The sequence below is a fragment of the Microbacterium sp. NPDC057407 genome, from assembly GCF_042803895.1.
Classification (GTDB): domain Bacteria; phylum Actinomycetota; class Actinomycetes; order Actinomycetales; family Microbacteriaceae; genus Microbacterium.
This window is the reverse complement of sequence record NZ_JBHVCA010000001.1, coordinates 133,574-157,314: the sequence shown is the minus strand read 5'-3', so window position 1 is coordinate 157,314 and position 23,741 is coordinate 133,574. Positions and strand designations below refer to the sequence as shown.

The 23,741-nt window shown below is 69.5% G+C and carries 23 protein-coding genes; 7 read left to right on the top strand and 16 right to left on the bottom strand.

Annotation, left to right across the window (positions count from 1 at the left end; all coding sequences use genetic code 11):
• Positions 1–16: 16 nt before the first annotated feature.
• Genes ACFUTX_RS00860 through ACFUTX_RS00850 form a run of 3 tightly spaced genes read right to left on the bottom strand, consistent with a single transcriptional unit; the run spans position 17 to position 3,478 of the window.
• Positions 17–577, bottom strand: a complete 561-nt coding sequence (locus ACFUTX_RS00860) for a low molecular weight phosphatase family protein (RefSeq protein ID WP_378860312.1) — start codon at positions 575–577, stop codon at positions 17–19.
• Positions 571–2,067: a polysaccharide biosynthesis tyrosine autokinase gene (locus ACFUTX_RS00855; RefSeq protein ID WP_378861033.1), complete on the bottom strand. Its 1,497-nt coding sequence runs from the start codon at positions 2,065–2,067 to the stop codon at positions 571–573. Before ACFUTX_RS00855 ends, ACFUTX_RS00860 begins: the two co-directional genes overlap by 7 nt.
• Positions 1,973–3,478, bottom strand: coding sequence for a hypothetical protein (locus tag ACFUTX_RS00850; RefSeq protein ID WP_378860311.1), 1,506 nt, complete (start codon positions 3,476–3,478; stop codon positions 1,973–1,975). Before ACFUTX_RS00850 ends, ACFUTX_RS00855 begins: the two co-directional genes overlap by 95 nt.
• Before the next feature lie 62 nt (positions 3,479–3,540).
• Here ACFUTX_RS00850 and ACFUTX_RS00845 point away from each other — a divergent pair, with 62 nt between their 5' ends.
• On the top strand, positions 3,541–5,025 hold the full coding sequence (locus ACFUTX_RS00845; protein WP_378860310.1) for an oligosaccharide flippase family protein: 1,485 nt from the start codon (positions 3,541–3,543) through the stop codon (positions 5,023–5,025).
• Entirely contained in the window at positions 5,022–6,077 is a 1,056-nt protein-coding gene (locus tag ACFUTX_RS00840) for a polysaccharide pyruvyl transferase family protein (protein ID WP_378860309.1), read from the top strand. Before ACFUTX_RS00845 ends, ACFUTX_RS00840 begins: the two co-directional genes overlap by 4 nt.
• A 96-nt stretch (positions 6,078–6,173) precedes the next feature.
• Here the strand turns inward: ACFUTX_RS00840 and ACFUTX_RS00835 are convergent, their stop codons facing one another.
• The 3 genes from ACFUTX_RS00835 to ACFUTX_RS00825 are packed head-to-tail and all read right to left on the bottom strand — an operon-like array spanning position 6,174 to position 9,148.
• The gene (locus ACFUTX_RS00835; RefSeq protein WP_378860308.1) at positions 6,174–6,590 is read right to left on the bottom strand and encodes a DUF3060 domain-containing protein; all 417 of its coding nucleotides are present in this window, start codon (positions 6,588–6,590) and stop codon (positions 6,174–6,176) included.
• Between the two features lie 49 nt (positions 6,591–6,639).
• On the bottom strand, positions 6,640–7,743 hold the full coding sequence (locus tag ACFUTX_RS00830; RefSeq protein ID WP_378860307.1) for a glycosyltransferase: 1,104 nt from the start codon (positions 7,741–7,743) through the stop codon (positions 6,640–6,642).
• A 13-nt stretch (positions 7,744–7,756) separates the two neighbouring features.
• Entirely contained in the window at positions 7,757–9,148 is a 1,392-nt protein-coding gene (locus ACFUTX_RS00825; protein WP_378860306.1) for a sugar transferase, read from the bottom strand.
• 136 nt (positions 9,149–9,284) lie between these two features.
• On the opposite strand from ACFUTX_RS00825, the gene ACFUTX_RS00820 reads away from it, so the two are divergent.
• Positions 9,285–9,980, top strand: coding sequence for a GntR family transcriptional regulator (locus ACFUTX_RS00820; RefSeq protein WP_378860305.1), 696 nt, complete (start codon positions 9,285–9,287; stop codon positions 9,978–9,980).
• Positions 9,981–10,047: 67 nt separating this feature from the next.
• On the opposite strand, the gene ACFUTX_RS00815 is transcribed toward ACFUTX_RS00820, so the two are convergent.
• The 5 genes from ACFUTX_RS00815 to ACFUTX_RS00795 form a co-directional block, all read right to left on the bottom strand.
• Positions 10,048–11,430 carry a glycoside hydrolase family 5 protein gene (locus ACFUTX_RS00815; RefSeq protein ID WP_378860304.1) on the bottom strand — a complete coding sequence of 461 codons (1,383 nt, stop codon included), beginning with the start codon at positions 11,428–11,430 and terminating at the stop codon, positions 10,048–10,050.
• Positions 11,427–12,944, bottom strand: coding sequence for an alpha-N-arabinofuranosidase (locus tag ACFUTX_RS00810; RefSeq protein WP_378860303.1), 1,518 nt, complete (start codon positions 12,942–12,944; stop codon positions 11,427–11,429). The genes ACFUTX_RS00815 and ACFUTX_RS00810 overlap by 4 nt, the downstream gene beginning before the upstream one ends.
• Before the next feature lie 43 nt (positions 12,945–12,987).
• Positions 12,988–13,902 (bottom strand): carbohydrate ABC transporter permease, encoded by a 915-nt coding sequence (locus ACFUTX_RS00805; RefSeq protein ID WP_378860302.1) that lies wholly within the window; start codon positions 13,900–13,902, stop codon positions 12,988–12,990.
• Positions 13,899–14,825, bottom strand: a complete 927-nt coding sequence (locus ACFUTX_RS00800; protein ID WP_378860301.1) for a carbohydrate ABC transporter permease — start codon at positions 14,823–14,825, stop codon at positions 13,899–13,901. The genes ACFUTX_RS00805 and ACFUTX_RS00800 overlap by 4 nt, the downstream gene beginning before the upstream one ends.
• Positions 14,826–14,899: 74 nt before the next feature.
• The gene (locus ACFUTX_RS00795; RefSeq protein WP_378860300.1) at positions 14,900–16,264 is read right to left on the bottom strand and encodes an ABC transporter substrate-binding protein; all 1,365 of its coding nucleotides are present in this window, start codon (positions 16,262–16,264) and stop codon (positions 14,900–14,902) included.
• Positions 16,265–16,467: 203 nt separating this feature from the next.
• Here ACFUTX_RS00795 and ACFUTX_RS00790 point away from each other — a divergent pair, with 203 nt between their 5' ends.
• The 3 genes from ACFUTX_RS00790 to ACFUTX_RS00780 all read left to right on the top strand — a co-directional run bounded on the left by ACFUTX_RS00790 (position 16,468) and on the right by ACFUTX_RS00780 (position 19,099).
• Positions 16,468–17,520, top strand: a complete 1,053-nt coding sequence (locus ACFUTX_RS00790; protein ID WP_378860299.1) for a LacI family DNA-binding transcriptional regulator — start codon at positions 16,468–16,470, stop codon at positions 17,518–17,520.
• An 83-nt stretch (positions 17,521–17,603) separates the two neighbouring features.
• Positions 17,604–17,867 carry a hypothetical protein gene (locus ACFUTX_RS00785; RefSeq protein ID WP_378860298.1) on the top strand — a complete coding sequence of 88 codons (264 nt, stop codon included), beginning with the start codon at positions 17,604–17,606 and terminating at the stop codon, positions 17,865–17,867.
• Positions 17,868–18,007: 140 nt separating this feature from the next.
• Positions 18,008–19,099 (top strand): AAA family ATPase, encoded by a 1,092-nt coding sequence (locus ACFUTX_RS00780; RefSeq protein WP_378860297.1) that lies wholly within the window; start codon positions 18,008–18,010, stop codon positions 19,097–19,099.
• Positions 19,100–19,194: 95 nt separating this feature from the next.
• Here ACFUTX_RS00780 and ACFUTX_RS00775 read toward each other — a convergent pair whose 3' ends face one another.
• Together ACFUTX_RS00775 and ACFUTX_RS00770 are read right to left on the bottom strand one after the other, a co-directional pair.
• Positions 19,195–19,512 (bottom strand): HU family DNA-binding protein, encoded by a 318-nt coding sequence (locus ACFUTX_RS00775; protein WP_378860296.1) that lies wholly within the window; start codon positions 19,510–19,512, stop codon positions 19,195–19,197.
• 230 nt (positions 19,513–19,742) lie between these two features.
• A complete protein-coding gene (locus ACFUTX_RS00770) occupies positions 19,743–20,213 on the bottom strand; it encodes a hypothetical protein (protein WP_378860295.1) in 471 nt (156 codons plus the stop codon).
• Positions 20,214–20,313: 100 nt separating this feature from the next.
• On the opposite strand from ACFUTX_RS00770, the gene ACFUTX_RS00765 reads away from it, so the two are divergent.
• Positions 20,314–20,988, top strand: coding sequence for a TetR/AcrR family transcriptional regulator (locus ACFUTX_RS00765; RefSeq protein WP_378860294.1), 675 nt, complete (start codon positions 20,314–20,316; stop codon positions 20,986–20,988).
• Between the two features lie 20 nt (positions 20,989–21,008).
• On the opposite strand, the gene ACFUTX_RS00760 is transcribed toward ACFUTX_RS00765, so the two are convergent.
• The 3 genes from ACFUTX_RS00760 to flgK are packed head-to-tail and all read right to left on the bottom strand — an operon-like array spanning position 21,009 to position 23,736.
• Positions 21,009–21,428 carry a flagellar assembly protein FliW gene (locus ACFUTX_RS00760; RefSeq protein WP_378860293.1) on the bottom strand — a complete coding sequence of 140 codons (420 nt, stop codon included), beginning with the start codon at positions 21,426–21,428 and terminating at the stop codon, positions 21,009–21,011.
• A complete protein-coding gene (locus ACFUTX_RS00755) occupies positions 21,425–22,285 on the bottom strand; it encodes a flagellin (protein ID WP_378860292.1) in 861 nt (286 codons plus the stop codon). The genes ACFUTX_RS00760 and ACFUTX_RS00755 overlap by 4 nt, the downstream gene beginning before the upstream one ends.
• Positions 22,286–22,329: 44 nt before the next feature.
• Positions 22,330–23,736: a flagellar hook-associated protein FlgK gene (gene flgK / locus ACFUTX_RS00750; protein ID WP_378860291.1), complete on the bottom strand. Its 1,407-nt coding sequence runs from the start codon at positions 23,734–23,736 to the stop codon at positions 22,330–22,332.
• Between the last annotated feature and the right edge of the window lie 5 nt (positions 23,737–23,741).

Below are 23,741 nucleotides of genomic sequence, written 5' to 3'. Positions count from 1 at the left end.
GGACGTGCGCTGAGATTCAGGCGACGGGGACCCGCGGAAGCCGGCCCACGATCTCCTGAACGGCCTGCGAGAGGTCGTCCGCCATCGCGCGGTACGCGGAGGCGGTCGACCCGTACGGATCGGCCACGTCGAGACTGTCTCCAGGTCGGCCGGCGAGTCGCGCTCTTGCGGCGGCGGCTGCCGCTACCGCCGCCGGGGGATCCCGGTGCAGCGGCCCGGCGAAGGAGAGGAGTGCGGCGAACTCGCGCACCGTGAACGACCGACGCAGGGCGCGCGGGTGCCGCTCGAGAACCCACGTACGCTGGCCCCGCGTCATCGTGAGAATGAGATCGGCGGCGTCGATCATGCTGTCGGTCAGCTGCCGCGAGCGGAAGTCGCCGGGATCGCAGGCCAGGCGCGCGAGCTCGGATGCCGCCACCTCCTGCATCGGATGCCCCGCGACCGCGTGGGTTCCGGCGCTCGATACGGCGAGACCTGGAAGGTGCGGCGTCAGGCGGTCGCGAAGCAGCGCCTCTGCGAAGGGCGACCGGCAGATGTTGCCGGTGCACACGGTCAGGATGCGGAAGGGGGTCACCACCCCGCGCCCCTCGCGTCCCGCCGGGAGCCGAGGGCGAGCGTCGACCCTGCCGGTGCGGCGGCGCGCTCGCTCGTGCCGGGGGGTTCAGCCGTCGCGGCGGTCGGCCTCGCGCCGCGCCGGCTCCTCCCGATTCGCACCGCCTCGGCCCCGCGGCGCGGCTTCTTCCTCCCACGCGGCTCACGCTCGGCGCCCGATGCGCCGGCCTCGCTGGACGGACCGTAGCCGTAGTATCCGCTCGTCGACCGGCTCGCCTCGACGCGGTTGAGAACGAGACCGAAGAGCTTGGCATTCACGAAGGACAGGTTCTGGAGCGCTTGTCGCAACTGGTCGCGGTGAAGGCGCCCGTCCACACTGGCGACGAGCAGCGTGCCGCTGACGAGAGTGGCGAGGGCCCCGGCATCCGACACGCTCACGAGCGGCGGACTGTCGATGACCACGATGTCGTAGTGGGCCTTCGCCTCGGCGAGAGTGCGCTCCATGGCCTCGGATGCGAGGAGCTCGCTCGGGTTGGGCGGGAGCACGCCCGACCCGAGCACCTGCAGTCCCGGGGCGTGGGACACGGGCTGGATGGCCTCGTCGAGGGGGATGCGACCGGTCAGCACCGTGGTCAGCCCCACGGATCCCTCCAGGCCGAGCAGAGAGGCCACCACGGGACGGCGCAGATCGGCGTCGACGAGGAGCACCCGCATCCCCGACTCGGCCAGGACCGTGGCGAGATTGACGGCCGTGGTGCTCTTGCCCTCGCCGGGGATCGACGAGGTGACCAGGACCGAGCGCACGCCGCCGTCCACGTTGGCGAATTGGAGGTGCGTCCGCAGCTGGCGGAAGGCCTCATGCCGCGCGGAGTAGTCGTGCGTGGGACGGATCACGAGATCGCCCCCGGAGGCCTCCTCCGACACTGCGCCCAGCACGCTCGCCGCGGTCACTCCCTCCACGGCTTGGCGGCCCCGAAGGCGTGTGTCGAAGCGCTCCGTCAGGAGAGCGGCGCCGATCCCGGCCGCCAGTCCCAGCAGGATTCCGATGGCGAGGTTGCGCGCCGCGCTCGGCTCGAACGGAGCGGTCGGGACGACGGCATCTTGAACCTTCTTCAGCGACACGATCGGTCGGCCGTCGCCCTCGGGAGCCTCCACGTCGACGACGAGATCGACGAGGGCGTCAGCGGTGGCGTTGGCGAGGGACGCCGACTGCGCGGCGTTGATGCTGTCGGCGCGTACGTCGATGAGCACGGTCTTCGCGGGGGACGACGCCGTGATCGAACTCGCCAGCGTGTCGACCGGCACCCCCGTCTTCTGCGAGACGGAGTCCAGGATGCGGTGGCTGGTGGCGAGCGTGACGTACGACGCGACGCGACCCTGGGCAAACGCGTTGCCCTGGTTCAGATCGCCGACCGAGTCGTCACCCTGCACGGCCACGAACAGCTGCGCCGTCGCGGTGTAACGCGGCACGGTGAGCATCGCGCTGCCGAGACCGGCGAGCGCCGCGACGGCCACGATCGCCAGGATCAGCTTCCAGCGCCGCAACATCAGCCGGAGGAACTCCTTCGGGTCCATGGCCACTCCTCTTCATCGTCAATACTGACATATTAGCATTCGGGGAATGCTTCGTGAACTCCGACGCGGACCACCCGGGTTCCTCGACCCGCCACGCCGCCGCCGCGCACGCCGCGACGAGCATCCACAGGAGGGGCACCGACAAGTCCGGCAGCGCGACCGCCTTCGCGGTCAGGAGGGCGATCAAGCCCCACACCGCGGGGATGCCGACGCGCGACTTCCCGGCTCGAGCGATGAGGGCGCCCGCGGCGCCGACGAACGCCACGGTCCCGATGACGCCCACCGACGACAGGAGCATCGCGCCGAACGACGACGGGCGATTCGCTCCGAGTCCCACACCGATACCGGTGGTCTCACCGAGCAGCCCGAGCGAGAAGAGATCCGCGGTCGTGCGCGAGACGTAGGAGATGCTGCCCACTTTGCCGTTCACCACGGCCCCGGCTTCGGCCACGATGCCGTCGAGGAAGAGCACCCCGGGGACGCTCGCGAGAAGTGCTCCGAGCACCACCATGGGGAGGGCGCGACCTCCCCTGCGCACCAGCTGCACGAGTCCGGCCGACGCCGCGATCACCAGAAAGATCACGAGACCCATGACGGCGGTGCCCGAAGAGGCGAGCTGCAGGTTGACCGCCGCCGCGGCGGCCAGGATCACGGCCGCGGCGCGGGCGCGTGGTCCCGCACGGAAGGCGGCGACCGCGAAGAACGCCAGCGCGGCCAGCGAGAAGCCCGCGAGTTCGGACGGCTCGGAGAATACCCCGCGCAGGCGCGACTCGAGGCCGTCCGACGTGTCGGAGTACATGACGTTGACCGACGTGTCGAAGAACTCGCGCGGCCAGCGGAGTCCGACGAACGCCATGCCGGCCGCGAGGGAACTCAGCGCCGTGCCCAGCGCGAGCGGGAGGGCGACGACCATCGGACCCACCCCGGATCGCGCGACGTACACCACCGCGCAGAGCGCGAGCACGAGATAGCCCGCCTGGGCGAGCGAGGAGACGCTGAAGCCGAGCGGGTCGGGAGACATCACCGCGTTGTCGACCCCCTCCCGGGGCGACAGGACGCGCACCCCGCGGAAGACGAACGGCGCCACCAGCGTGACCAGCAGCGACCACGCCGCGAACACGGTCAGGAGGCGGCCGCCGGGAGCGGCAACGGTTCTTCGGGTGTCGAAGAGCAGGAGCACGGACGCCACGGCGGCGAGCGCGTAGAACGGCGACACGGAGGTGCCCGCCACCGTCACCGCAGCCGACGCCGGCACCGCCGCCGAGGCCGCGAGCACGCACGTGAAAGCGCGGCGCCCGATGAGCAGCGCTCCGAAGGCGGCAGCGGCGAAGACCATTCCCAATACCGTCATTCGCTCCTCCTGCCGCCACTATGATATTCTGGCATGACAGAGTACGCAACTGGAGGCCGCGCATGTCGACACCAACCGGCAGCGCCTCGATCCCCGACCTGGGCACCCGGTCGACACGGAACGGCGTGGTGGGCGCGCTCGGAGCCTGGGGCAGGTTCGCCGTCCAGTTCGCAACGGTGGTGACGGTCGCCCGGATGCTGGGGCCCGAGCAGTACGGCATGGCGGCGACCGTGCTGATCTTCACGACGCTCGCAGAGTTCCTCCGCACGTCCGGCATCGTCAACGCGGTGATCCAGCGCGACGACCTCACACCGGAGCGCACCGCCACGGTGCACCTCGTGAGCAGCGTCATCGGAGCGAGCGTGGCCGTGTGCGCGGCATCCGTGTATCTCGCGCTCGGAGGCGGGATCGACCTCGCGCTCGGCTTCGCCCTCATCATCGCCGCCACGGGCGTCTCGGCGATACCGTCGGCTCTGCTGACGCGGGAGCTGCGCACCTTTCCGCTGGTGGCCGGTGAGCTCGTAGCCGCACTGCTGAGCTGCGCCCTGGCGGTCGCGCTCGCGAGCACCGGGGCGGGTGGCGCGTCGCTCGTGTGGCAATCGGCCGCCTACGCGACGCTGACCGCCGTCTTCGTCCTCATCGCCGGCCGCCGGCCCCGTGCGGTCCGAGCGCCCTTGCGCGAGGTGCGCGCCTATCTCCGGTTCGGCGGCCACTCGGCCGTGACGCAGGGCTCTCGGTTCGCCGCGCAGAACTCCGACCGGATGCTGCTCACCATCACGACCACCGGGGCCGAGGCGGGCCTCTACGTCCAGGCGAGCCAGCTGGTGGCGCTGCCGATCGCCCAGGTCACCGGCCCCCTCCACCGGGTGGTGTTGCCGGCGATGAGCAGGCTGACCGCCGACACCCGCGCGTTCCGCGCCTGCTTCCGCGCCGCGGCCTCCGTGATCTCGCTGACGCTCCTCCCGGTGTTCGCGGCCCTGGGGGTCGTCGCTGAACCGCTCATCCTCACCCTCTTCGGGCCGGAGTGGTCGGGTTCGGTCGCACTTTTCCGCGTCCTCGTCGTGAACGGCATCGGTGCGGCGCTGATCTTCCTGAGCTCGTGGGTCTTCGTCGCGACGGGGCGCGCCCGCACCCAGTCGCGGATCACGCTCGCGACCGCTGCGGTCACCGTCGCCGCCGTGTGCGCAGGAGCGCTCTTCGGCTCCGCGGGCATCGCCGTCGGTCTGGCGGCCGCGACGACAGCATCGGTGATCCCGACCTTCGTCATCGCCCGGCGCGGCACCGGACTGCGGCTGGGCGACCTCATCCGGCCGCTCGGGCCCGGAGCCGCGGTGGCGGCGATCGTCGCCGCGGCCGCCTGGACCGCAACGGTCCTCTCGCCGGGCCCGTCGTACGTGACCCTCCTCTCCGGGGGAGGGGCCGCGGCATCCGCCTACCTCCTCGGAGTCGCCGCCGTGCCGTCCGCACGGCGGCGCGTGAGGACCCTGATCTCACACACCCGCTCTCGGCATGCCGGGAGCCGCACGCGAACGGAGGCCGACGCATGAAGCGCCGCGAACTGATCTATCTCGGCTGGCAGGGCAACGACAACTTCGGAGACGAGTTGCTGTACGAGGCGTGGAAGGCCGCGTTGGACCGGCCCCTCGCGATCACGGCGCCCCTGACTCCGCGCCGTTACGCCGTCACCGAGGCGCCGCGGTTCCTGCGCGATCGGGTCTCGTCCCTCGGCGCCGAGCGGCTCGTGCTCCTCGGCGGCGGAACGACGATCGGCTTCGGCACGTGGGCGAGGCACACGCGCCTCGCGCGGCGCATGTTCGCGGCATCCGGTGTCATCATCCCCGGTGCGGGGGCGGCCGAAAGAGGCGATGACGCGCTGCTGTCGACGCAGCCGTACGACTGGGATGCATGGCGCACCGAGCCGGATGTCGCCCTCTGGGGCGTGCGCGGACCGCTGACCGCACTCGAGTGCACACGGAACTGGCAGCCGACGGGGGTCATCGGCGACCCCGCCCTCCTTTACCCGCTCCACCGCGAGATCGACGTCGAACCTCAATCGACCGTCGGCGTCTGCCTCGGGTCGGGCGGCCGCAGCGCGTTCGACGTGGCCACTGTCGCCGCCGCGGTCACGCGCATCGCGGACGACCTCGGGGCGTCCATCACGGTGTTCGAGGTGACGCCGGCCGACGCACCCGTCACGAACGAGCTCGCTCACCGGCTCGGTCGGCCCGCGCGTCTAGTGCGATTCGTCGGCGATGTCCACGCCATGATGCGGGAGATCGCCGGATGCCGCCTCTTCTTCTCGGAGCGGCTTCACGGCGCCGTCGCCGCGTCGTCGCTGCGGGTTCCGACGGTACCGTTGGCGTACGCGAGCAAGTGCGACGACTACTGGCTCAGCGTCGCCGAGGAGCGCCCGGTCATCCAGCCCGGCGCTCGCCCGAGCGACATCGTGACCGAGGGGCATCGAGCCCTGGCGCCCGCGCAGCGCGCCCTCCGCGACGGGAACGTGGCAATGCTTCAGGAGCGACTCGAGCAAGCGGCGTCGCGGATCCGCGGGTGGCTGGCGGGCGGCATCCCGACCGCCGAACTGCTGGCAGCTTGACGACGGGCGACCGCCGCGCCGGTCGAGCGAGCACGCCTCCCCCAAGGGCCGCCCGCGCGGGGCGCACTCGGTCGGGAGGCGCGCTCTGCCGGTCCGTTACATCTCGGGCTGATCGGTCACCGTGTTGTGCTGGCCGTCGTCTGTCACAACGGGCGTGCTGTCGGTGACGACGACGTTGCCGTCGGCGGTGAAGTGGACCGTGTCGACCTCGGCGACGACGATGCGGTTGATGGAGCCGTCGACCATCAGGTTCTCGACGGCTCCGACCGTGACCTGCGAGTTCGAGGCCTTGATCTCGACGGTCGCGCAGTCGCCGTCGATGGTCACGTCGGCGCTGTCGGTGGTCACCACTGCGAGTCCGTCGACGCACTTCGCGTGGGCCATCGGGATCGCTGTCTCGGCGGTGGCCGAGGAGGAGGTCGGGGCCGGGTCGGCGGGCGGGGCCGAGCAGCCGGCGGCGGCGCCGAGAAGGAGCGCCAGCAGGGGAAGGGCGAGCAGCGTGCGGTGTGTCATGCGTGTTCTTTCGTTTTCGGGTACCGCGCTCCGGTCGGAGCAGGGCGATCTAGGCGGCGGCCATCCACGAGCGGATGTCGCCCTGGAAGCGGGCCTCGTCGAAGCGGCGGGCCCGGTCGCGGGCAGCGGCCGGGTCGATCTCGCGCGAGACGGCCACGGCACGACGGAGGGATGACTCGTCGAACGAGCCGAGGGCGACGCCGGTCTCGCCGTCGACGACGGACTCCGACGCACCCCCGACCTCGTTGACGATGACGGGCGTGCCCAGCGCCATCGCTTCGACCGGCATGATGCCGAAATCCTCGATCGGCACGAAGACATAGACGAGGGCGTTCTGCATGAGCGCGGCCATCAGCGCGTCGGTCGGCTGGAGCACGAAGTGGACGTCGACGCCGCTGTCTCGAGCCAGGGCGCGCAGCTGCGCCTCTTCGGGCCCGGAGCCGGCGATCACGACCGGCACGCCGCTTGCCGCGCCGGCGGCGATCGCGACGTCGAGACGCTTGTAGCCCACGAACCGCGAGGCCCCGAGGATGTACTCGTCGGGCAGTCCGTCGAGGACGGCCCGATCCGCTGCGTCAAGGGTGCCGGCCCAGTCCGCCACGCCCTGCAGCCACTCCACCGCCACGGGCGGGTGGATGACCTGGGCGTCGACCCGCCACGTCGCACGGATGCGGTCGCGGACGAACGCGCTGTTCGCCGCCAGATGCGAATGCCGGCGGGCTCGCCGGGCGTCGAGCGCGCGGAAGACGGGGGCCACGCTGCGCACCAGCGGCGAGCGGCCTCGCTCATCGAGCTCGGGCGCCCAGAGGTAGCGGGCCGGGGTGTGCGCGTAGACGAACGTGCGGTCCGCGTCGACGGACGCCGTGCGCGCGTGGTGGGCGAACAGGTGCGAGCTGACCAGCATCCACTCGTACTCGCCGGCGGGGAGATCGCGCCAGACGAACGGCATGAGGGGCAGCGAGAGCGCCTTGCGTCCGCGAAGCGGCGAGCGCGCGAGGGGGCTCTCGGCCACCTTGCCCTCGGGGTATCGCTCGGGGGCGACGTTCCAGAGGCAGTAGACGTCGGCCTCGGGATACATGTCGACGAAGGAGTCGAGAACGCGCTCGGCGCCCCCCGCCTTCTCGATCCACTCGTGTGCGATGAGCCCGGTCATGTCGGCTGCCTCCTCAGTACGCGCCGCGTGGGCGGACGACCTCTCGCGCGGTGCGCGCGAGGATCAGGCCGTCGTACAGCAGCGACCAGTTGTCGATGTAGGCGAGGTCGAGCCGCAGACCGCGCTCCCAATCGAGATCGGACCGGCCGCTCACCTGCCAGAGTCCGGTGATGCCCGGGCGCGCCGAGAGACGGCGCCGCGACCCGGTCCCGTACTCCGCCACCTCGCTGGGCAAGGCGGGGCGGGGGCCCACGAGGCTCATCTCGCCGCGGAGGACGTTCCACAGCTGCGGCAACTCGTCGATCGAGTACTTGCGCAGGAGGCGCCCGACGCGCGTGACGCGAGGATCTTCCTTCATCTTGAACAGCGGGCCGTCGGCCTCGTTGCGGTCCGTGAGGTCGCCGATGCGGTCCTCGGCGTCGGCCGCCATGGTGCGGAACTTCACGATGTCGAACTCGGCGCCGTTCTCGCCGACGCGCTTCTGCCGGAAGAACACGGTGCCGCCGTCCTCGGCTTTGATGACGGCGGCGACGAGGGCGAACAGGGGAAGAAGGACTCCGAGGCCCACGAGAGCGCATCCGCGATCGAGCAGCGACTTCATCCGGCGGGCGGGGCCGTGCGCCATCCGTGGAGCGACGCGCAGCAGCGCCAGGTCGTCGACATTCCAGAGCTCGAGACGGCGCGGCCCGACGCCGATGACCGCCGTGTCGAAGATGAGGGCGACGCCCCGGCTTTCGAGATCCCACCGGAGCTCGTGGAGCTGCTCGGCCGACATTCCCGCCGCGGACGCGATCACCACTCCCCGGGCCCCGGTCGCGCACGCCGCCTCCACGACCTCACAGGAGGTCAAAGGGGTCTCCTGCACGTCGATGACGTTGAGACCGGCCTCGGGGGCGGACGCGATCCGCCGCGCCACCCCGAGTGCGCCGTCACCCACGACCAGCACGTCGGCGAGATGGTCGCCGCGATCACGACGTCGCACGAGCCAGAGGCGCCATGCCCCGCGTCCGATCAACAGCAGCGTGACCGCGACGAGGAACTGCACGGCCAGCGTCGACACGACGAAGTGGGACGCGACGCTCAGGATGAGGGAGGCCGCGCCGACCGCCGCGAAGGCTGCGACGACGACCCGGGCGAACTCGCGACCTCCCGCACCGATCACCGAGGCTCGGCGGGTTCGCAGGAGCGAGAGCGCCGACATCCAGCTCGCGGCGCTCACGATGGCGGGGACCACGGATTCGGGTGCGATCGAGAGACCGTCGCGGCCGCTGAGCGCGACGGCTGCGAGGACGGCGAGGGCGTCGGTCGCCACGAGACGTCGGACCACGCCGTCCGCGCGCGGGCGCGAAGGAATCCCGTCGTGTCGAGGGGCTCCAGGTCGCTCGTTCGCACGCGTCGTGGTCATCGCAGTCCTCCTCCGCCTCTCTGTTCACCCGCGTACTGAAATATTAGCATTGATCACGCGCCCTTGCGCTCATCAGAATTTCAGTATGCTACGGTCGCGATGGTGACCGAACGCCCTTGGGGCAGGAAAGGGAAGCATGCGTATCGACCACGGCTCCGGGCACGGTGAGACGTCCCCGTTCCGCCGGCTCCTCCGCCAAGACGTCTACGACGCCCTGCTGCAGGAGTTCCTCGCCGGCGAGTTCGCCCCGGGTGAGCGCATCCGCGACGAAGAGATCGCGCGGCGGCTGGGGGTGTCCCGCACGCCCATCCGAGAGGCGCTCAGCCGGCTCAACGCGGCCGGCTTGGTGGAGACGGCCCCCAATCGGTATACGCGCGTCTCGCCGTTGGTGACGCCCGAGACGGTGGAGGCGGCGGAGGTGCTCGAGGCGCTCTACGTGCTCGTGCTGCCGCGGGTCCTCGAGCGGGCCACCGACTCCGACATCCTCGAACTCGAACTCCTCGCCCGCCGCATCGCCCTCTCCGACGAGCCCGACCCGTACGGCGCTTTCGAGGGCATCCGGCACTTCTGCGCCGAGATGATCGGGCCGTCCGTCCTGCTCCACGCCGTGCGGGGGGTGCAGCCCCGGGTGCTGCGCGTCCTGCGCCAGCGGCCTCACGTGCTCCGCGAGGCGGGGGGTGTGGCGACCATGTCCGAGCTGATCGCAGCGCTGCGGCGTCGCGACCTGGGCGCCGCCGAACGGACGACGCGCGCGCTGATGCGGTCGATCCGCCGGTCGATCACCGAGATGGCCGACGCTCGGGTCACCGGCGCCACCATGTCGTCGTCATGACGTGATGAGGGGCCCGGCAAGCCGAGGACCCCGGATGCCTCGGCCCGGGCAGGGACGAGGCATCCGGTCACCCCGCGGCTCGGCGCAGCGTCTCGGCCAGCCCTTCGCGGATGCGGCAGTTCGAGAACGCGAAGGCGTCGGCGAGCCGCTCGGCCTCGTCAGCGCCCACCCCCTCGAACGCGCGCGCGAACTCGTCGACCATCGCCTCGGCCAGCATGACGTGCCGGACCTGGCCGTGGATCCACCGGCGAGCGCCCCACGGGTAGGGCTGGAAGTCGGGGAACTCCTCCTCGAAGAGCTGCTCGATGGGTTCCAGGATGCTGCGGACGCCGGCATCCGTCGATCCCCAGGAGTCCACTCCGAGGCGCGCCTTCTTCTCGAGCACCGGCGCGATGCGGCGGAGGTAGTCCGAGTCCGGGTCGACGGTGACGACGCCCTGCAGGCCGATGTCCTTGTACGTCCACAGCGCCCAGCTCGCGTCATGGCGGGCGTAGATCTCGAGCTGGTCCTCGAGGAGACGCGAGCGCTCGGCGTCACGGTCCGGGTCGCCGGTGTACACCGGGCCGAACTCGCCCACCCAGATCGGCGTGCCGGTCTCGCGCATGTACGCCGTCCGCTCGAGGAAGGTCTGCTCGACCCGGTCGCGGTCCACGAACTGCCCGCGGGAGACGCCCGGGTAGGGGCCGCCGTCGACGAAGCCCGGCAGGGCATAGTCGTGGGCGGTGTAGACGCAGTTGGGAAGAGGGTCGCCGAGCTGATCGAACTGCGTCGAGTACCGGTTTCCGTCGAGGAACAGGATGTGGTGCGGGTCGACCGCGCGGATGGCCGCCTCGAGCCGGCGGTAGAACGGTCCGATCGCCGTCCCGTGGGCGTCGCCCGGCTCGTTCACCGGGTTGTACCCGGCGACCCACGGGTTGTCGCGGTAGTGCTCGGCCAGCGCCTCCCACAGGTGCACGACGCGGTCCTGGAACTGGCGCTGACCCCAGAAGTGCGCCCACTGCGTGGGGTTGTCGCTGTGCCAGTGCTGGTTCTGCGCTCCCGGCACCGCATGGAGGTCGAGGATCGTGTAGATCCCGTGCTTCGCGCACGCGTCGACCACCCGGTCCAGCAGCCGGAAGCCCTCCTCCCGGATGACGAACGGCTCGTCGTCGCTCTCGAAGTGCCGATAGTTGAAGGGGATGCGGAGCGAGTTGAGTCCGAGCGACTGCAGGAACGCGGCATCCGCGTCGGTGAAGAAGCTGTCGAGGAACCTCGCGAAGAAGCGATCGTAGGCCTCGTCGCCGAGGACCCGGCGCAGGGCCCGGCGCTGCTGCGACTCGGTGCCGGCATAGCCCGTGATGAAGTTCTCCATGTTCATCCAGCCGCCGAGGCCGAAGCCGCGGAGGGTGACAGGTCCCTCGGGGCCTGCGATCCGGGTGCCGTCGACGCGGAGGATGCCGGACGGCGTCATCGTTCCCCGTCCACGGTGAGGACCGTCCACGAGCACGCGGGGAGGGTCACGCGCAGCGTCCCGCCGTCCACCACGACGGAGTCGTTGGGGCGGGGCCGCACCCGGTCGGGATCGGCGGCCGAGTTCGCGGCGTGCGGGTCGTCGTCGAAGATCGACGTCGCCGACGGCGTGCCGAGGGCTCCGAGTCCGGCCGCGTCGATCTCGAGCTCGACCTCGTCCGTGAGGCTCCGGTTGACGGCGAAGATCGTCGCTCCCCCGGCCTCGTCGTGGGTCGCGACGGCGTCGACCAGCGAGACCTCCCCGAAGTCGGCCGTGTCGTAGGCGGGGCTGTCCAGCTTCAGCTCCAGCGCGGTGCCTTTGGCCAGGCGCGCGGTCAGGGCGAACGGGTAGAACGTGGTCTGCCGCCACGCGGGCCCGTCGGGCTCGGTCATGATCGGCGCGATGGTGTTCACGAGCTGCGCGATGCTCGCGGCGGTGACGCGGTCGGCGTGACGGATCAGCGAGATGAGCAGATTCCCCAGGACCACGGCATCCATCACCGTGTACGAATGCTCGAGCAGGTGCGGCGCGACCGGCCACTGGTCGATGCTCGTGACCTTCTCCTCCTCGACGTAGCGGGTCTGGTACCAGACGTTCCACTCGTCGAAGGAGATGTTGATGGTCTTGTCGGTGCCCTTCACCGCCTTGACGTGGTCGGCGGTCGCGATGACGGCCTCGATGAACCGGTCCATGTCGACGGCGGAAGCGAGATAGGTCGCATAGTCCTCGCCCTTGGGCTCGTAATACGCGTGGCACGAGATGAAGTCGACGAGGTCGTACGTCTCCTCGAGCACGACGCGCTCCCACTCGCCGAACGTCGGCATGTGCGCGCTCGAGCTGCCGCACGCAACCAGCTCGACGTCCGGGTCGAGCTGACGCATCGCGCGCGCCGTCTTTGCCGCCAACTCGGCATACGCCTGCGCGGTGCTGTGCCCGAGCTGCCACGGCCCGTCCATCTCGTTCCCGAGGCACCACATGCGGATGCCGTGCGGATCGGCGTGACCGTTCGCGACGCGCATGTCCGACCAATGCGTGCCCGACCGGATGTTGGCGTACTCGAGGACGTCGAGCGCCTCGAGCACCCCGCGGGTCCCGAGGTTCACCGCGTACATCAGCTCGCAGTCGACCTTCTTCGCCCACGCGGCGAACTCGTCCAGGCCGATCTCGTTCGTCTCGGTGGAATGCCACGCGAGGTCGAGCCGACGCGGGCGATCCGCGACCGGCCCGATCCCGTCCTCCCACCGGTAGCCGGAGACGAAGTTGCCGCCCGGATAGCGGACGGTCGTGACGCCCATCTCGCGGACCAGGTCCATGACGTCCCTGCGGAACCCCTGCTCGTCGGCGGTGGGATGCCGCGGATCGTAGATGCCCTCGTAGACGGCGCGTCCGAGGTGCTCCACGAACGACCCGAAGAGACGCCGATCGATGGGGCCGACCGCGAAGTGCGGGTCGACGGTGAGGTGTGCGCGGATCATTTCTCTCTTTCGGGATGAGGCGTCGCGGTGGGACCCTGCGAGGTCACTTGAGGCTTCCGATAGCGAGTCCGCCGCGCCAGTACTTCTGCAGGCCGAGGAAGGCGATGATGAGCGGGATCACCGACACCAGCGAGCCGAGCACGATGATGCTCCAGAGGCTCTGGCCGCCGGCCGCCCCGTACGTCGACGCGGTCGACTGCCAGAGGCCGATGCCGACGGTTACCGGGAAGAGCCGGTTGTCCGAGAGCATCACGAGCGGGAGGAAGTAGTTGTTCCACGAGGCGACGACCGACAGGAGGAGCACCGTCACGATCGCCGGGCGCAGGAGCGGGAGCGCCACGACGAAGAACGACCGGAACTCCCCGGCGCCGTCGACCCGCGCCGCATCGAGCAGCTCGTCGGGCACGGCGTCACGGGCGTACACGTTCATGAGATAGACCCCGAACGGGTTGAGCAGCGTCGGCACGATCACCGCCCAGATCGTGTTCGTCCACCCGACTTCCGCGAACAGCACGAACGTAGGGATCACGAGCGCGGTGGTGGGGACCATGACGGAGCCCAAGAGGATCGCGAAAGAGAACCGGCGGCCGGCGAAGCGGTACTTGGCGAACCCGTAGCCGGCGAGGACCGCGAGCACCGTCGCCCCGACGCCCCCGACGATCGCGTAGAGCGCCGAGTTGGCGAGCCAGCGCCCGTAGATGCCGCCGCCGTAGGTGAACAGGTCGATGAGGTTCGGGATGTAGTTGATGTCGTCGGCGAACCACAGCGAGCTGCCGCCGCCGAACAGTCCGGCGGAGCTCTTCGAGCTGTTGACGATGAGCCACCAGAACGGGATCAGGAAGTAGATCATCAGCAGTGCGAGCACGATGTTGAGCGGCACCCGTCCGCGGGTGCGCGGGGCGGTCCGGGGCTCGATGATCTTGCGCGAGGTGCGGCGCGCGTCGAGGAGGTCGGTCATGAGAAGAAGCTCCCCCGCTTGCGGGTGGCGAACAGGAAGATGTACACGCACACGAACACCACCGCGCCGAGCGCGAACGAGATCGCCGACCCGTAGTTGTAGTTCGCCAGCGCGAAGGCCTGCTGGTACGCGTACATGTTGGGCGTGAAGTCGTCGGGGATCGCGCCTGCCGCCAGCTGCTGGAGGATCTTCGGCTCGTTGAAGAACTGCAGCGTCCCGATCAGCGCGAACACGAGGATCAGCAGCAGCGCCGGGGCGAGGAGGGGGATCTTGATCCGCAGGATGATCTGCCACTGCGAGGCTCCGTCGATCCGGGCCGCCTCGTACAGGGTCGGGTCGATCCCCTGCAGCGCCGCGTACAGGATGATCATGTAGTAGCCGGCCCACTGCCAGGTCACGATGTTGAGCAGTCCGTAGAAGATGAGGCTGCTGCTGAGGAAGTCCGGGGCCTGGCGTCCGAGGCTCTCGAAGATCTCCGCGAGCGGACCGAAGTTGTCGCTGTACAGGAAGCCCCACATCAGCGCGCCGATCACCGTGGGGATCGCGTAGGGCATGAAGATCATCAGCCGCGAGAAGCGGGCGAAGCGCGTGATGACGATGTCGAGGATCAGGGCGATCGCCAGCGAGATCGCCATCTGCAGGGGGATGAGGACGAGCGAGAAGCGGATGACGAACCCGACGCCGTCGAGGAACGACGGGTCGCTGAACGCCTTGACGTAGTTTCCGAAGAGGACGAATCTCGTCCCCCCGATGAGCGACTTCTGGAAGAGGCTCAGGTACAGCGCATACCCGATGGGAAGGACGAGGAGCGCCAGGAAGATGATGCCGAACGGGGCGACGAAGGCCCAGCCGGTCAGGTTCTGGCGCACGGTCGTGGACCGGCGCCGCTTCGTGGAGACGGGACTGTCGAGGGAGGCGGTCATGGTTTCTCCGGGTGTGTCGGAGGGGTGGGCGAGGGCCGGTCCGCGCGGGTGCGCGGACCGGCCTCGGGCCCGGGTCACTCGGTGACCGTGAACCCCTGCTCTTCGGCGTAGGCCACGACATCCGCCTGCAGCGTGTCCGCCGCCTCGGAGCCCGTCGCCGACCCGTCGATGATGGAGGCGAGCGCCTCGGTGAGCGCGGAGTAGTAGTACTGCCCGAGCGGCGTGTAGGTCATGCCCTTGTACTCGTTGGCCGCCGGGACGTACACCTCCTTGTTCGCCTGCTGTCCGTCGAAGAACGGCACCTCGTAGTCCTGGAACTCCGCCGAGTCCAGCACATTCACGTTGAGCGGGAAGATGATCTGGTTCTGCCAGCCGTCGTCGAGCGATGCCGGATCGGCGTACACCCCGAAGGCCACCTTGGCCGCGAGCTCGGGGTCGCTCGCCTGGCTGCTCACGGCGAACGCCGAGCCGCCCCAGTTGATCGCGATGGGGTTGTCGGGATCCCACTGCGGCATCGGAGCGGAGGCCCACACGCCCGCGTCCGCGCCCTCGCCGACGCCCGCACCCTGGAGGTACCCGGGAGCCCAGGCGGCCGACAGGTAGGTGGCGTAGTCGCCGTTGATGACTCCCGCGATGTACTCGGGGGTGAACTGATCCTCGGTGCCGACCAGCTCCTTGTCGACGAGGCCGTCCCAGTAGTCGAGGACTTCCTTGATCTCGGGACTGTTCAGGTTGATCCCGATCTCGCCCTCGTTCGCGGGGTCGTACGTGAACGGCTCGGCGCCGTTGCCGTAGAAGTACGCCGTCGCCGTCGCCGGCTGGTTGGCCGCGAAGCTGGCGAAGACCGGGCCGCCGGCATCCTTCAGCGTCTGCGCGGTGGTCTCGAGCTCCTCCCACGTCGTGGGCGGGGTGATTCCGTACTCGTCGAAGATGTCGGTGCGGTAGATCATGCCCATGGGGCCGCCGTCGATCGGAGCGCCGTAGACCGCGTCGCCGACCGAGACGTCCTTCCAGGCGCCCTCGCTGAAGTTGGCCTTGACGTCCTCGTACCCGAGGTCGGTGAGGTCGACGAGGGCATCCTGCGCCTGGAACGAGGCGATGCGGTCGGCCTCGACCATCATCACGTCGGGAGCGCCCGTGCCCGCGGAGATGGCGGTCTGGAACTTGTCGTACGCGTCGCCGCCGGCACCCGCGTTCGTCCAGCACACCTGGACGTCGTCGTTGGCTTCGTTGAAGTTGTCGACGACCGTCTCCGAGTTCGGATACCAGGCCCACAGGGTGACCACGGGTGCGTCGGGGTTCTTGATCTCGTTGGTGCAGTTGGATGCGTCGCCGCCGCCGTTGCCGTTGCCGTCGTCGCCTCCTCCGCCGGAACAGGCCGCCATCGTGCCGGCCAGGGCGAGTGCTGTGACCACAGCAAGGACGTGCTTCGTCTTCACTGGCGTTTCCTTTCGGTTCTGCTGGACTTCTTCGTCGGTGCGCGACCGGATCGGATCAACTTGAGGGCGGTTCCGATTCAGGGATCTACAACGTTGTATAGCAACGTTGTAGAAGAAGATGGCATGAGCCCGTTCGGCTGTCAAGAGACGCAGTAGAGTACAGAGGTCCGGGCGGGCAGGCGGGAGCAGCGATGGGACCGACGATGCACGACGTCGCGCGGATCGCGGGCGTCTCCATCAAGACCGTCTCGAACGTGATCAACGACTACCCGCACGTGCGACCGGGCACGAGGGACCGTGTCAATCAGGCGATCGAGCAGCTCGACTACCGGCCGAACCTGTCGGCGCGGGGTCTGCGCTCCGGTCGCACCGGGGTGATCGGCCTGGCGGTGCCGTCCCTGCGCGAGAACTACTTCGCCGAACTCGCCGACTCGGTCATCCGGGCCGCCGAGAAGCGCGGCCTGGGCGTGATGGTGGAGCAGACCGGCGGGCAGCGGGATGCCGAGCTGCGCGCGGTCTCGACGAGCCGTCCGCGGTTCCTCGACGGTCTGCTCTTCAGCCCCGTGAGCCTCGGCCAGGCCGATACCGAGGCCCTCACGGTCGACGCGCCGCTCGTGCTGCTCGGGGAGCGGATCTTCGGGGGCCCCACCGACCACGTCACGATGCACAACATGTCGGCCGCGCGGGCCGCGGTCGAGCATCTCCTCGAGATCGGGAGGCGCCGCATCGCGCTCATCGGAGCCGACCCCGAGAACCGCAACGAGACCAACTCCGCGACCCTCCGGCTCAACGGCTATGTGAGCGCACTCGAGGCCGCCGGCATCGAGATCGACCGTTCGCTGGTGCGCCCCACGCGCATGTCGGAGTGGAACCGCGCCGGCGGCGCCGCCGCGACGCACGTGATGATCCGCGAGGGCGTCGAGTTCGATGCGGTCTTCGCCCTGAACGACACGCTCGGTCTCGGCGTGCTGCGCGCCCTGCGCGAAGAGGGGCGCAGCGTGCCGGACGATGTCGCGGTGATCGGCTTCGACAACATCGACGAGAGCAAGTACTCGGTGCCGTCCATGTCGACGGTCGACACGGGCCGGGACGAGATCGCCGCCATCGCCGTGGACCGTCTCGTCGAGCGCATCCAGGAGAAGGGCGAGCGCCGGCCGCCAGAGACGTTCAAGCCCGCCTTCCGGCTCGTCGCCCGGGAGTCGACGGGCTTCGAGAGCACCGACCGTGAGGAGCGGCCCACCGCCTCACCCGGGTGATTCCGCTCCCCCGCGCCCTCATTCGCAGACCGGGCGACTACCCTCGGTGGTCAGCAGTTCGCACCTGGGGAAAGGGGGCTGCGGTGACGACGATGTCCGACGAGCCCACTCCGGTCATCTACGTGTGCGAGCACTGCGGCAAGCGCTTCGTGTCGAACACGGCGTACGAGGCCGACAAGCCCAACGGCTACTACGTGGAACTCAGGCGGGTCGACGGCGGTCGGTACAGCACGCACACCAGAACGGTCGCTCCGGTGTTCTTCTGTTCTCACGACTGCCTGGTCGAGGGGATGCGGCACGATCTGCCGGGCATCTTGAAGCCGACCGCGCCCGAACCGCCGAATTAGTTGCTTCTCCCTCGTTTCGCAGTCTTTCCTTAGCTTTGCCTCAGCACTCGCGACGGAGTGCGAGGAATGCGCTCGCCAGCCGATACTTTGAGGTCGTACTGGGGATGAGAGTTTCATGAGAACTTCGAAAGAGACGACCCGTGGCAAGCACATACGTTGAAACCGGTACCCGCATCCGTGTCTACGACTCCTCCGTCAAGACGCATGCCTCCCTCCCGCTCGGAACGTATCGCGTGCACTTCGACGCGAAAGAGGGCTTCAGCCTTCTGCGGATCGACGACCTCGCGCCCGGCGGCGAGCGCATCTACGGGAAGCGCGAGCACAAGGTGCGGAAGATCTTCACCTCCTACGAGCGCACCGACCGCAGCCTCGGCGTGATGCTCTCGGGCGACAAGGGGCAGGGCAAGTCGCTGTTCCTGCGCATGGTCGCCCAGGAGGCGATCGAGCGCGGCATCCCGGTGGTGCTCGTCACCGAGGACGCCGACGGCATCGCGGACTTCCTCGACAGCCTCGAGGAGTGCCTCATCGTCTTCGACGAGTTCGAGAAGACCTTCCCGAACGGGCGCCACCTCCACCACAGCGAGATCAACAGGCAGAACCAGTTCCTGTCGCTGTTCGACGGCATGTCGCAGGTGAAGCGCATCTACTGCGTGACCGTCAACGACGTGCAGGACGTGAGCCAGTACATCGTCAACCGGCCCGGCCGGTTCCACTACCACATGCGCTTCGACTACCCCGGGCCCGACGAGGTGCGCCAGTACCTCAGCGATCAGGCTCCGGATGCCCCGGCCTCCGAGGTCGAGAGCGCGGCGCTGTTCTCCCGCCGCGTGCACCTGAACTACGACCACCTGCGCGCGATCGCCTTCGAGCTCAACAGCCCGACGGCCCTCTTCTCGGAGATCGTGCAGGACCTGAACATCAAGGCGATCGAGCCGAGCCTGTACCGCGTGGAGGCGAAGTTCGCCGACGGCAGCAGCATCGCCGAGGAGAGCCCGCTCAACCTGTTCGAGCGCGGGCACAACCCGCGCACGCTCGAGCTGCGCAGCAAGCAGCGGTCACTGTCGGTCTCGTTCCTGCCCCGCGATCTCGTGTTCGAGGAGGACGGCACCATCCACGTGCCGCTGCACAAGATGGATGTCGTCGACGAGTACGACGACATCCCCGATGATCTGCCCGTCAGCGTGTCGCTCACCCTCGTGGGTCACGACAGCTACGCGTTCGAAGGGCTCTGACCACCGGTCGCCGTGGGGGCGACGGCCGATGGAAACGAAGGAGCCCCGGGGATTCCCCGGGGCTCCTTCCCTACGTCAGTGGCGCGCTGCGCCGCTCAGGAACCGGCGACCTTCACGCTGCGGTTCACGGCGCGGGTCGCCGAGAACTTCAGCACCGTGTAGTCGTCGATCTCGGCCGGTCCGTCGCCGTCGGCGAACCGCACCCGGTGACCCTTGTGCTCCTGCGGGTAGAACTTCCCGAATCCGGTGAGCGTGACCTTGTTGCCCTTCGAGACCAGGTCGATCAGTTCCTCGATCAGTGCGTCGTACGCCTGCTGCGTGACCCGCAGCGGCAGGTTGCCGCGTCGCGCGACCCGCTGGACGAACTCCCGCTTGCTCACTCGGCCCTGCTCGAGCCCTGCGGCTGTACTCATGACGTGCCATCCCCTGCTGCTCGCCCACGCGAGCGGTCCATGCGGTCCGGCAGAAACCTCAACCCAGTGCCGGAACGCTTCCCGTTTGCCCGACTTCGCGGCTCTCCTTCGCCGCTTTGTCTTTCTCAGAGAATACTCCGGGGTTCGCTCGTAGATGGGGCGATTCTCAGTTTCTCACTCGTTTATCATCATTTTCTTGACACAACCTTGCGGTTGGACCCGCTGGGCTCTCACCCGATGCCGGCGACCGCCGCGGGCGCTGCGACGTCGGCGGTCCGGGGCCAGCGCCACGCCGTGCGGAGGATGAACGTCAGGAGAAGCAGCTCGACGCCGATGGAGAGCGCATAGAAGGGCGCCCACTCCCAGGACTCCCCCACCGCGTTGAACAGCGTCACCGGAACGTAGAGCGAGGCGATGGCCAGGCTGGCCACTCGAGCGGGCGCGGGCGGGAGCGCCACGGACGCCGCGATCATGAGCGCGGGCAGGGAGACGAGCCCGAGAAATGCCGTGAGCAGGAGAGGACTGATGTCGAACTCGAAGACGACCCCCGACAGGATGTCGTCGACCGAGCCGGGCTTGTAGAGGTGGTAATAGTCCACGTAGATGTACAGGAACATGAAGCTCGTCCAGGCTGCGGCGAGCTTCGCGGGCACGGGGACGGGCGCGCTGTCTCGCAGCGGGGTCGTGGTGCGCGAGGTCATGGTAGCTCCTTCTCATCGTTGTCGTACGCTGTACGTCGTACGCTGTACTATCGGCCGTACACTGTACGTTTGTCAAGTCCGCGAGTGAGGCAGGAGAACCGTGGCAGCCGAAAGACGTGACCGCCCGGCATCGAATGCGGGACTCAGCGCCGCCCGCGTGATCACCGAGGCCGTGCGGTTGGCCGATCTCGAGGGCGTCGACGGGCTGAGCATGCGCAGACTCGCCGAGGCGCTCGGGGCGGGCGCGATGTCGCTCTACCACTACGTGTCCAACAAGGAAGAGCTCCTCGACGCCATGGTCGACATGGTGTTCCAGGAGATCGAGCTGCCGGCCAGCGACGCGGACTGGCGGACGGCGATGCGACGCCGAGCGGTGTCGGCCCGCGAGGTTCTCGCTCGCCACCGCTGGGCCATCGGCCTGCTGGAGTCGCGCACGTCGCCCGGCCCCGCCAATCTGCGGCACCACGAGGCGATCGCCGCATGCCTGCGCAACGCCGGATTCACCATCGCGATGGCGACACATGCGAACTGGCTGCTCGACAGCTACGTGTACGGGTTCGCGCTGCAGGAGGCGAGCCTGCCGTTCGACAGCGCCGATGAGCTGACGCAGCTCACGGCGGGAGTGTACCTGCCGCAGCTGCCCCCCGACGAGTTCCCCTATCTGAGCGAGTCGGCCGCGGCGATCGCGGCCGGTGGTTACGACCCGGCCGAGGAGTTCGCCTTCGGTCTGGACCTCATCCTCACCGCCCTCGAATCGGCGAGGACGAAGGGCTGACGGAACGCGCGACCGCCGGACTAGGCGACCGGAGTCCCGGCGGTCCGGCCGAGGAGGGCCCGGATCGGATAGGCCTGATCGTCGAGGATGACCTGCGCGGCACGACCCGTGTCGCGGTGGATGAGGATCGGCGCACGGAGGTTGAGGAAGACGCCGTCCTCGGCGGGGTTGGCGACGACGAAGAGCCGCACCTCCGAGGCATCCGTCGCCCCCACCTGCGCCCGCACGCCCGCCGTCAATGACGGACGGTAGCCGCCCTCGTCGGCGAGGCCGTAGCCGGCGGACGCGGGATCGATCACGAACAGCCGCACGTCGCCGCGCGTCGACCGCAGGGCGAACAGCCCCTCCGCACCGTCGATCCGATCCAGCGTGAACGAGGTGTGGGCGCCGAGGCCCGGCAGCGGCGAGACGAACTGGACGGCGGTGATGGTCGCGTTCATCGCAGGAACTCCAGGAGGTTGGTCTGCAGCGACCGTGCGGTCACCTGCAGGGCGGACTGGAACACGAGTTCGGCCGACTGGAGCTGCACCAGCACCTCGAGACTGTCGACGTCCTCGACCTGCGCGCGGCGGGCTTCGAGGTCGATCGACACCGACAGGTTCTGCGCCGACGCCCGCTCGATCTGCGCCTGACGCGCACCGGTGGAACCCTGAGCGGCCACCATGCTCTTCAACCGCCCATCGATGTCGCCGAGTCGTACGCCGACGTCGGTGCCGGCCCGCAGGTCGGCCGCGATGTCGTTCAGCAGAGCGAAGACACTGGTCGCCCCCACGCCGAAGGCCTCCGCCCCGTCGGCATCGACGCGGACGGTCTCGTTGTCGCTGATGCGGCGCTGCACTCCCGCGCCAGCCGTGCCGTTGAAGGCGTACGTGCCCGGCTCGAACGCCCGGCCTGCGTCGCTGGTCCCCGCGAACACGCTCCGCCCGAGGACGGTCGTGTTGGCCTGGGTGAGCAGACCCGCGCCGATGCTCTCGAGCTCCGCGGCGATCGCCTCGCGCGCCGCCTGGCTCTGTGCTCCCGAGTTCGCACCCTGCACGGTCAGGTCGCGCGCGCGATTGAGCAGATCGATGCTCGCACCGAGCGCCGTGTCGACGGTCGTGACCCACGCCATGCCGTCGTTGAGATTGCGCGCGTACTGGGCCACGCGCGCCTGCTCCCCGTGCACCCCGAGCGCCGTCGCCGCGGCAGCCGGGTCTTCGCTGGGCGACCGGAAGGCGCGCTGCGACGTCGCCTGATCCTGCAGGCGGTCCCGGTCGGCGAGATTCGACTGCAGGGTGCGCAGAGTCTGCTGTGTCATGGTGCTGCTGGTGATCCGTCCGATCATTGATGGCTCCCTGACGATCAGCGGCCCACGAGGCCGGTTCGGTTGATCAGAAGATCCAGCGCCTCGTCCATCGCGGTGAGGACGCGGGCGGATGCCTGATACGCGGTCTGATAGGTCAAGAGGTTGATCGTCTCTTCGTCGCCGTCGACGGAGGCGCTCGACTGCTGGCTCGCGACGGCGGCCACGGCACCCGTGTCGGCGATGTCGGCGCGCTGCAGGTCTCCCGCGACGGTGACTCCGAAGCCCGTGACGAAGTCCGACCATGTCTTGCTCGCGCTGACGGCGGACGCACTGAGGGCGCTGATGCGATCGGCGATTGTCGTGTCGAGCGGCCCCGCGCCCGGGGCCGCGAGCGCCAGCTCGTCGAGACCCGCCGGGATGACGCTCAATCCGAGCGCCGGGGGTCCTGCGGGGTAGAGGGCGAAGAAGTCGCCGCCGGCAGCCCCTCCCGCCGTCTCCCCGGAACGATGGATGGCGTTGACGGTGTCGGCGAGGGCGACGGCGGTGTCGTTGTAGGCCTGGGCGACGGCGGCAAGGGTGCCGCCGTCGGACGCGGGGGCGAGAGTGCTGATCGTGCCGCCGATCGTCCCGCCGGTGACCGACACGGCGACGCCGGGGCGGTCCGCCCATTCCAGGGTGACCCGGCCGCTGTCGGCGATGTCACGCGGGCCGGCCGCGGTGATGGCGCGCGCCCGGTCGCCCGAGACGAGGGCGTTGCCGTCGACGCGGACGGTGAGTGTTCCGTCCGCCTCCACCGTTCCGGTGGCGCCGACGGCGGTGGACAGCTGCTGTGCGAGCAGGTTGCGCTGGTCGATGAGCTCATTGGCGTTGCGGCCGGACTGGACCGCCTCGCGGATCTGGGTGTTGAGAACGGCCACGCGCCCGGCGGTGGCGTTGACGTCGGCGACCTGGCGGTCGACCTGTCCGCGGAGCCCCTCCCACTGGCCGGCGATCGCGTGGTACCCCGCGGCGATCTGGCCGACGAGCACCTGGGCATTGTTGAGCACGACCTGAGCGGTGGCGGAGTCGGGATTGTTGGCGAGGTCCGACCATCCGGCCCAGAAGCGATCGAGGTTCGCAGCGAGCCCGTCCTCCGTGGGCTCCGCCATCGTGACCTCCGCCTGACCGGCGGCGGTCGCGCGCGCCGACCAGTAACCGGATGTCGCGAGGGCGTCGCGCACGCGCGCGTCGAGCACCTCGTCGCCGAGGCGGGCGATGGCGGTCACGTCGACGCCGCCGCCGACGCGGAGGACGGACGGCCACAGGCCGGTGGCGCCGGGGGCGCCCACCGGCGCCTGGTCGACGCGCTGACGCGTGTACCCCGTCGTCGCCTGATTGGCGATGTTCTGCCCGGTGACCTCCATGCCGGCGCGGGCGGCCGCGAGGCCGGACGCCGCCAGCCGGATTCCTGCGAAAGACGCCACGGCTA

What these genes read in the sequence shown, in the direction of transcription:
- ACFUTX_RS00835 (WP_378860308.1), bottom strand. Translation starts at nt 6,590, where the DNA reads ATGACACACCGCACGCTGCTCGCCCTTCCCCTGCTGGCGCTCCTTCTC.
- ACFUTX_RS00830 (WP_378860307.1), bottom strand. Translation starts at nt 7,743, where the DNA reads ATGACCGGGCTCATCGCACACGAGTGGATCGAGAAGGCGGGGGGCGCC.
- ACFUTX_RS00815 (WP_378860304.1), bottom strand. Translation starts at nt 11,430, where the DNA reads ATGACGCCGTCCGGCATCCTCCGCGTCGACGGCACCCGGATCGCAGGC.
- ACFUTX_RS00760 (WP_378860293.1), bottom strand. Translation starts at nt 21,428, where the DNA reads ATGAACGCGACCATCACCGCCGTCCAGTTCGTCTCGCCGCTGCCGGGC.
- ACFUTX_RS00775 (WP_378860296.1), bottom strand. Translation starts at nt 19,512, where the DNA reads ATGAGTACAGCCGCAGGGCTCGAGCAGGGCCGAGTGAGCAAGCGGGAG.
- ACFUTX_RS00755 (WP_378860292.1), bottom strand. Translation starts at nt 22,285, where the DNA reads ATGACACAGCAGACTCTGCGCACCCTGCAGTCGAATCTCGCCGACCGG.
- ACFUTX_RS00820 (WP_378860305.1), top strand. Translation starts at nt 9,285, where the DNA reads ATGCGTATCGACCACGGCTCCGGGCACGGTGAGACGTCCCCGTTCCGC.
- ACFUTX_RS00810 (WP_378860303.1), bottom strand. Translation starts at nt 12,944, where the DNA reads ATGATCCGCGCACACCTCACCGTCGACCCGCACTTCGCGGTCGGCCCC.
- ACFUTX_RS00790 (WP_378860299.1), top strand. Translation starts at nt 16,468, where the DNA reads ATGCACGACGTCGCGCGGATCGCGGGCGTCTCCATCAAGACCGTCTCG.
- ACFUTX_RS00840 (WP_378860309.1), top strand. Translation starts at nt 5,022, where the DNA reads ATGAAGCGCCGCGAACTGATCTATCTCGGCTGGCAGGGCAACGACAAC.
- ACFUTX_RS00770 (WP_378860295.1), bottom strand. Translation starts at nt 20,213, where the DNA reads ATGACCTCGCGCACCACGACCCCGCTGCGAGACAGCGCGCCCGTCCCC.
- ACFUTX_RS00800 (WP_378860301.1), bottom strand. Translation starts at nt 14,825, where the DNA reads ATGACCGCCTCCCTCGACAGTCCCGTCTCCACGAAGCGGCGCCGGTCC.
- ACFUTX_RS00845 (WP_378860310.1), top strand. Translation starts at nt 3,541, where the DNA reads ATGTCGACACCAACCGGCAGCGCCTCGATCCCCGACCTGGGCACCCGG.
- ACFUTX_RS00805 (WP_378860302.1), bottom strand. Translation starts at nt 13,902, where the DNA reads ATGACCGACCTCCTCGACGCGCGCCGCACCTCGCGCAAGATCATCGAG.
- ACFUTX_RS00850 (WP_378860311.1), bottom strand. Translation starts at nt 3,478, where the DNA reads ATGACGGTATTGGGAATGGTCTTCGCCGCTGCCGCCTTCGGAGCGCTG.
- ACFUTX_RS00825 (WP_378860306.1), bottom strand. Translation starts at nt 9,148, where the DNA reads ATGACCACGACGCGTGCGAACGAGCGACCTGGAGCCCCTCGACACGAC.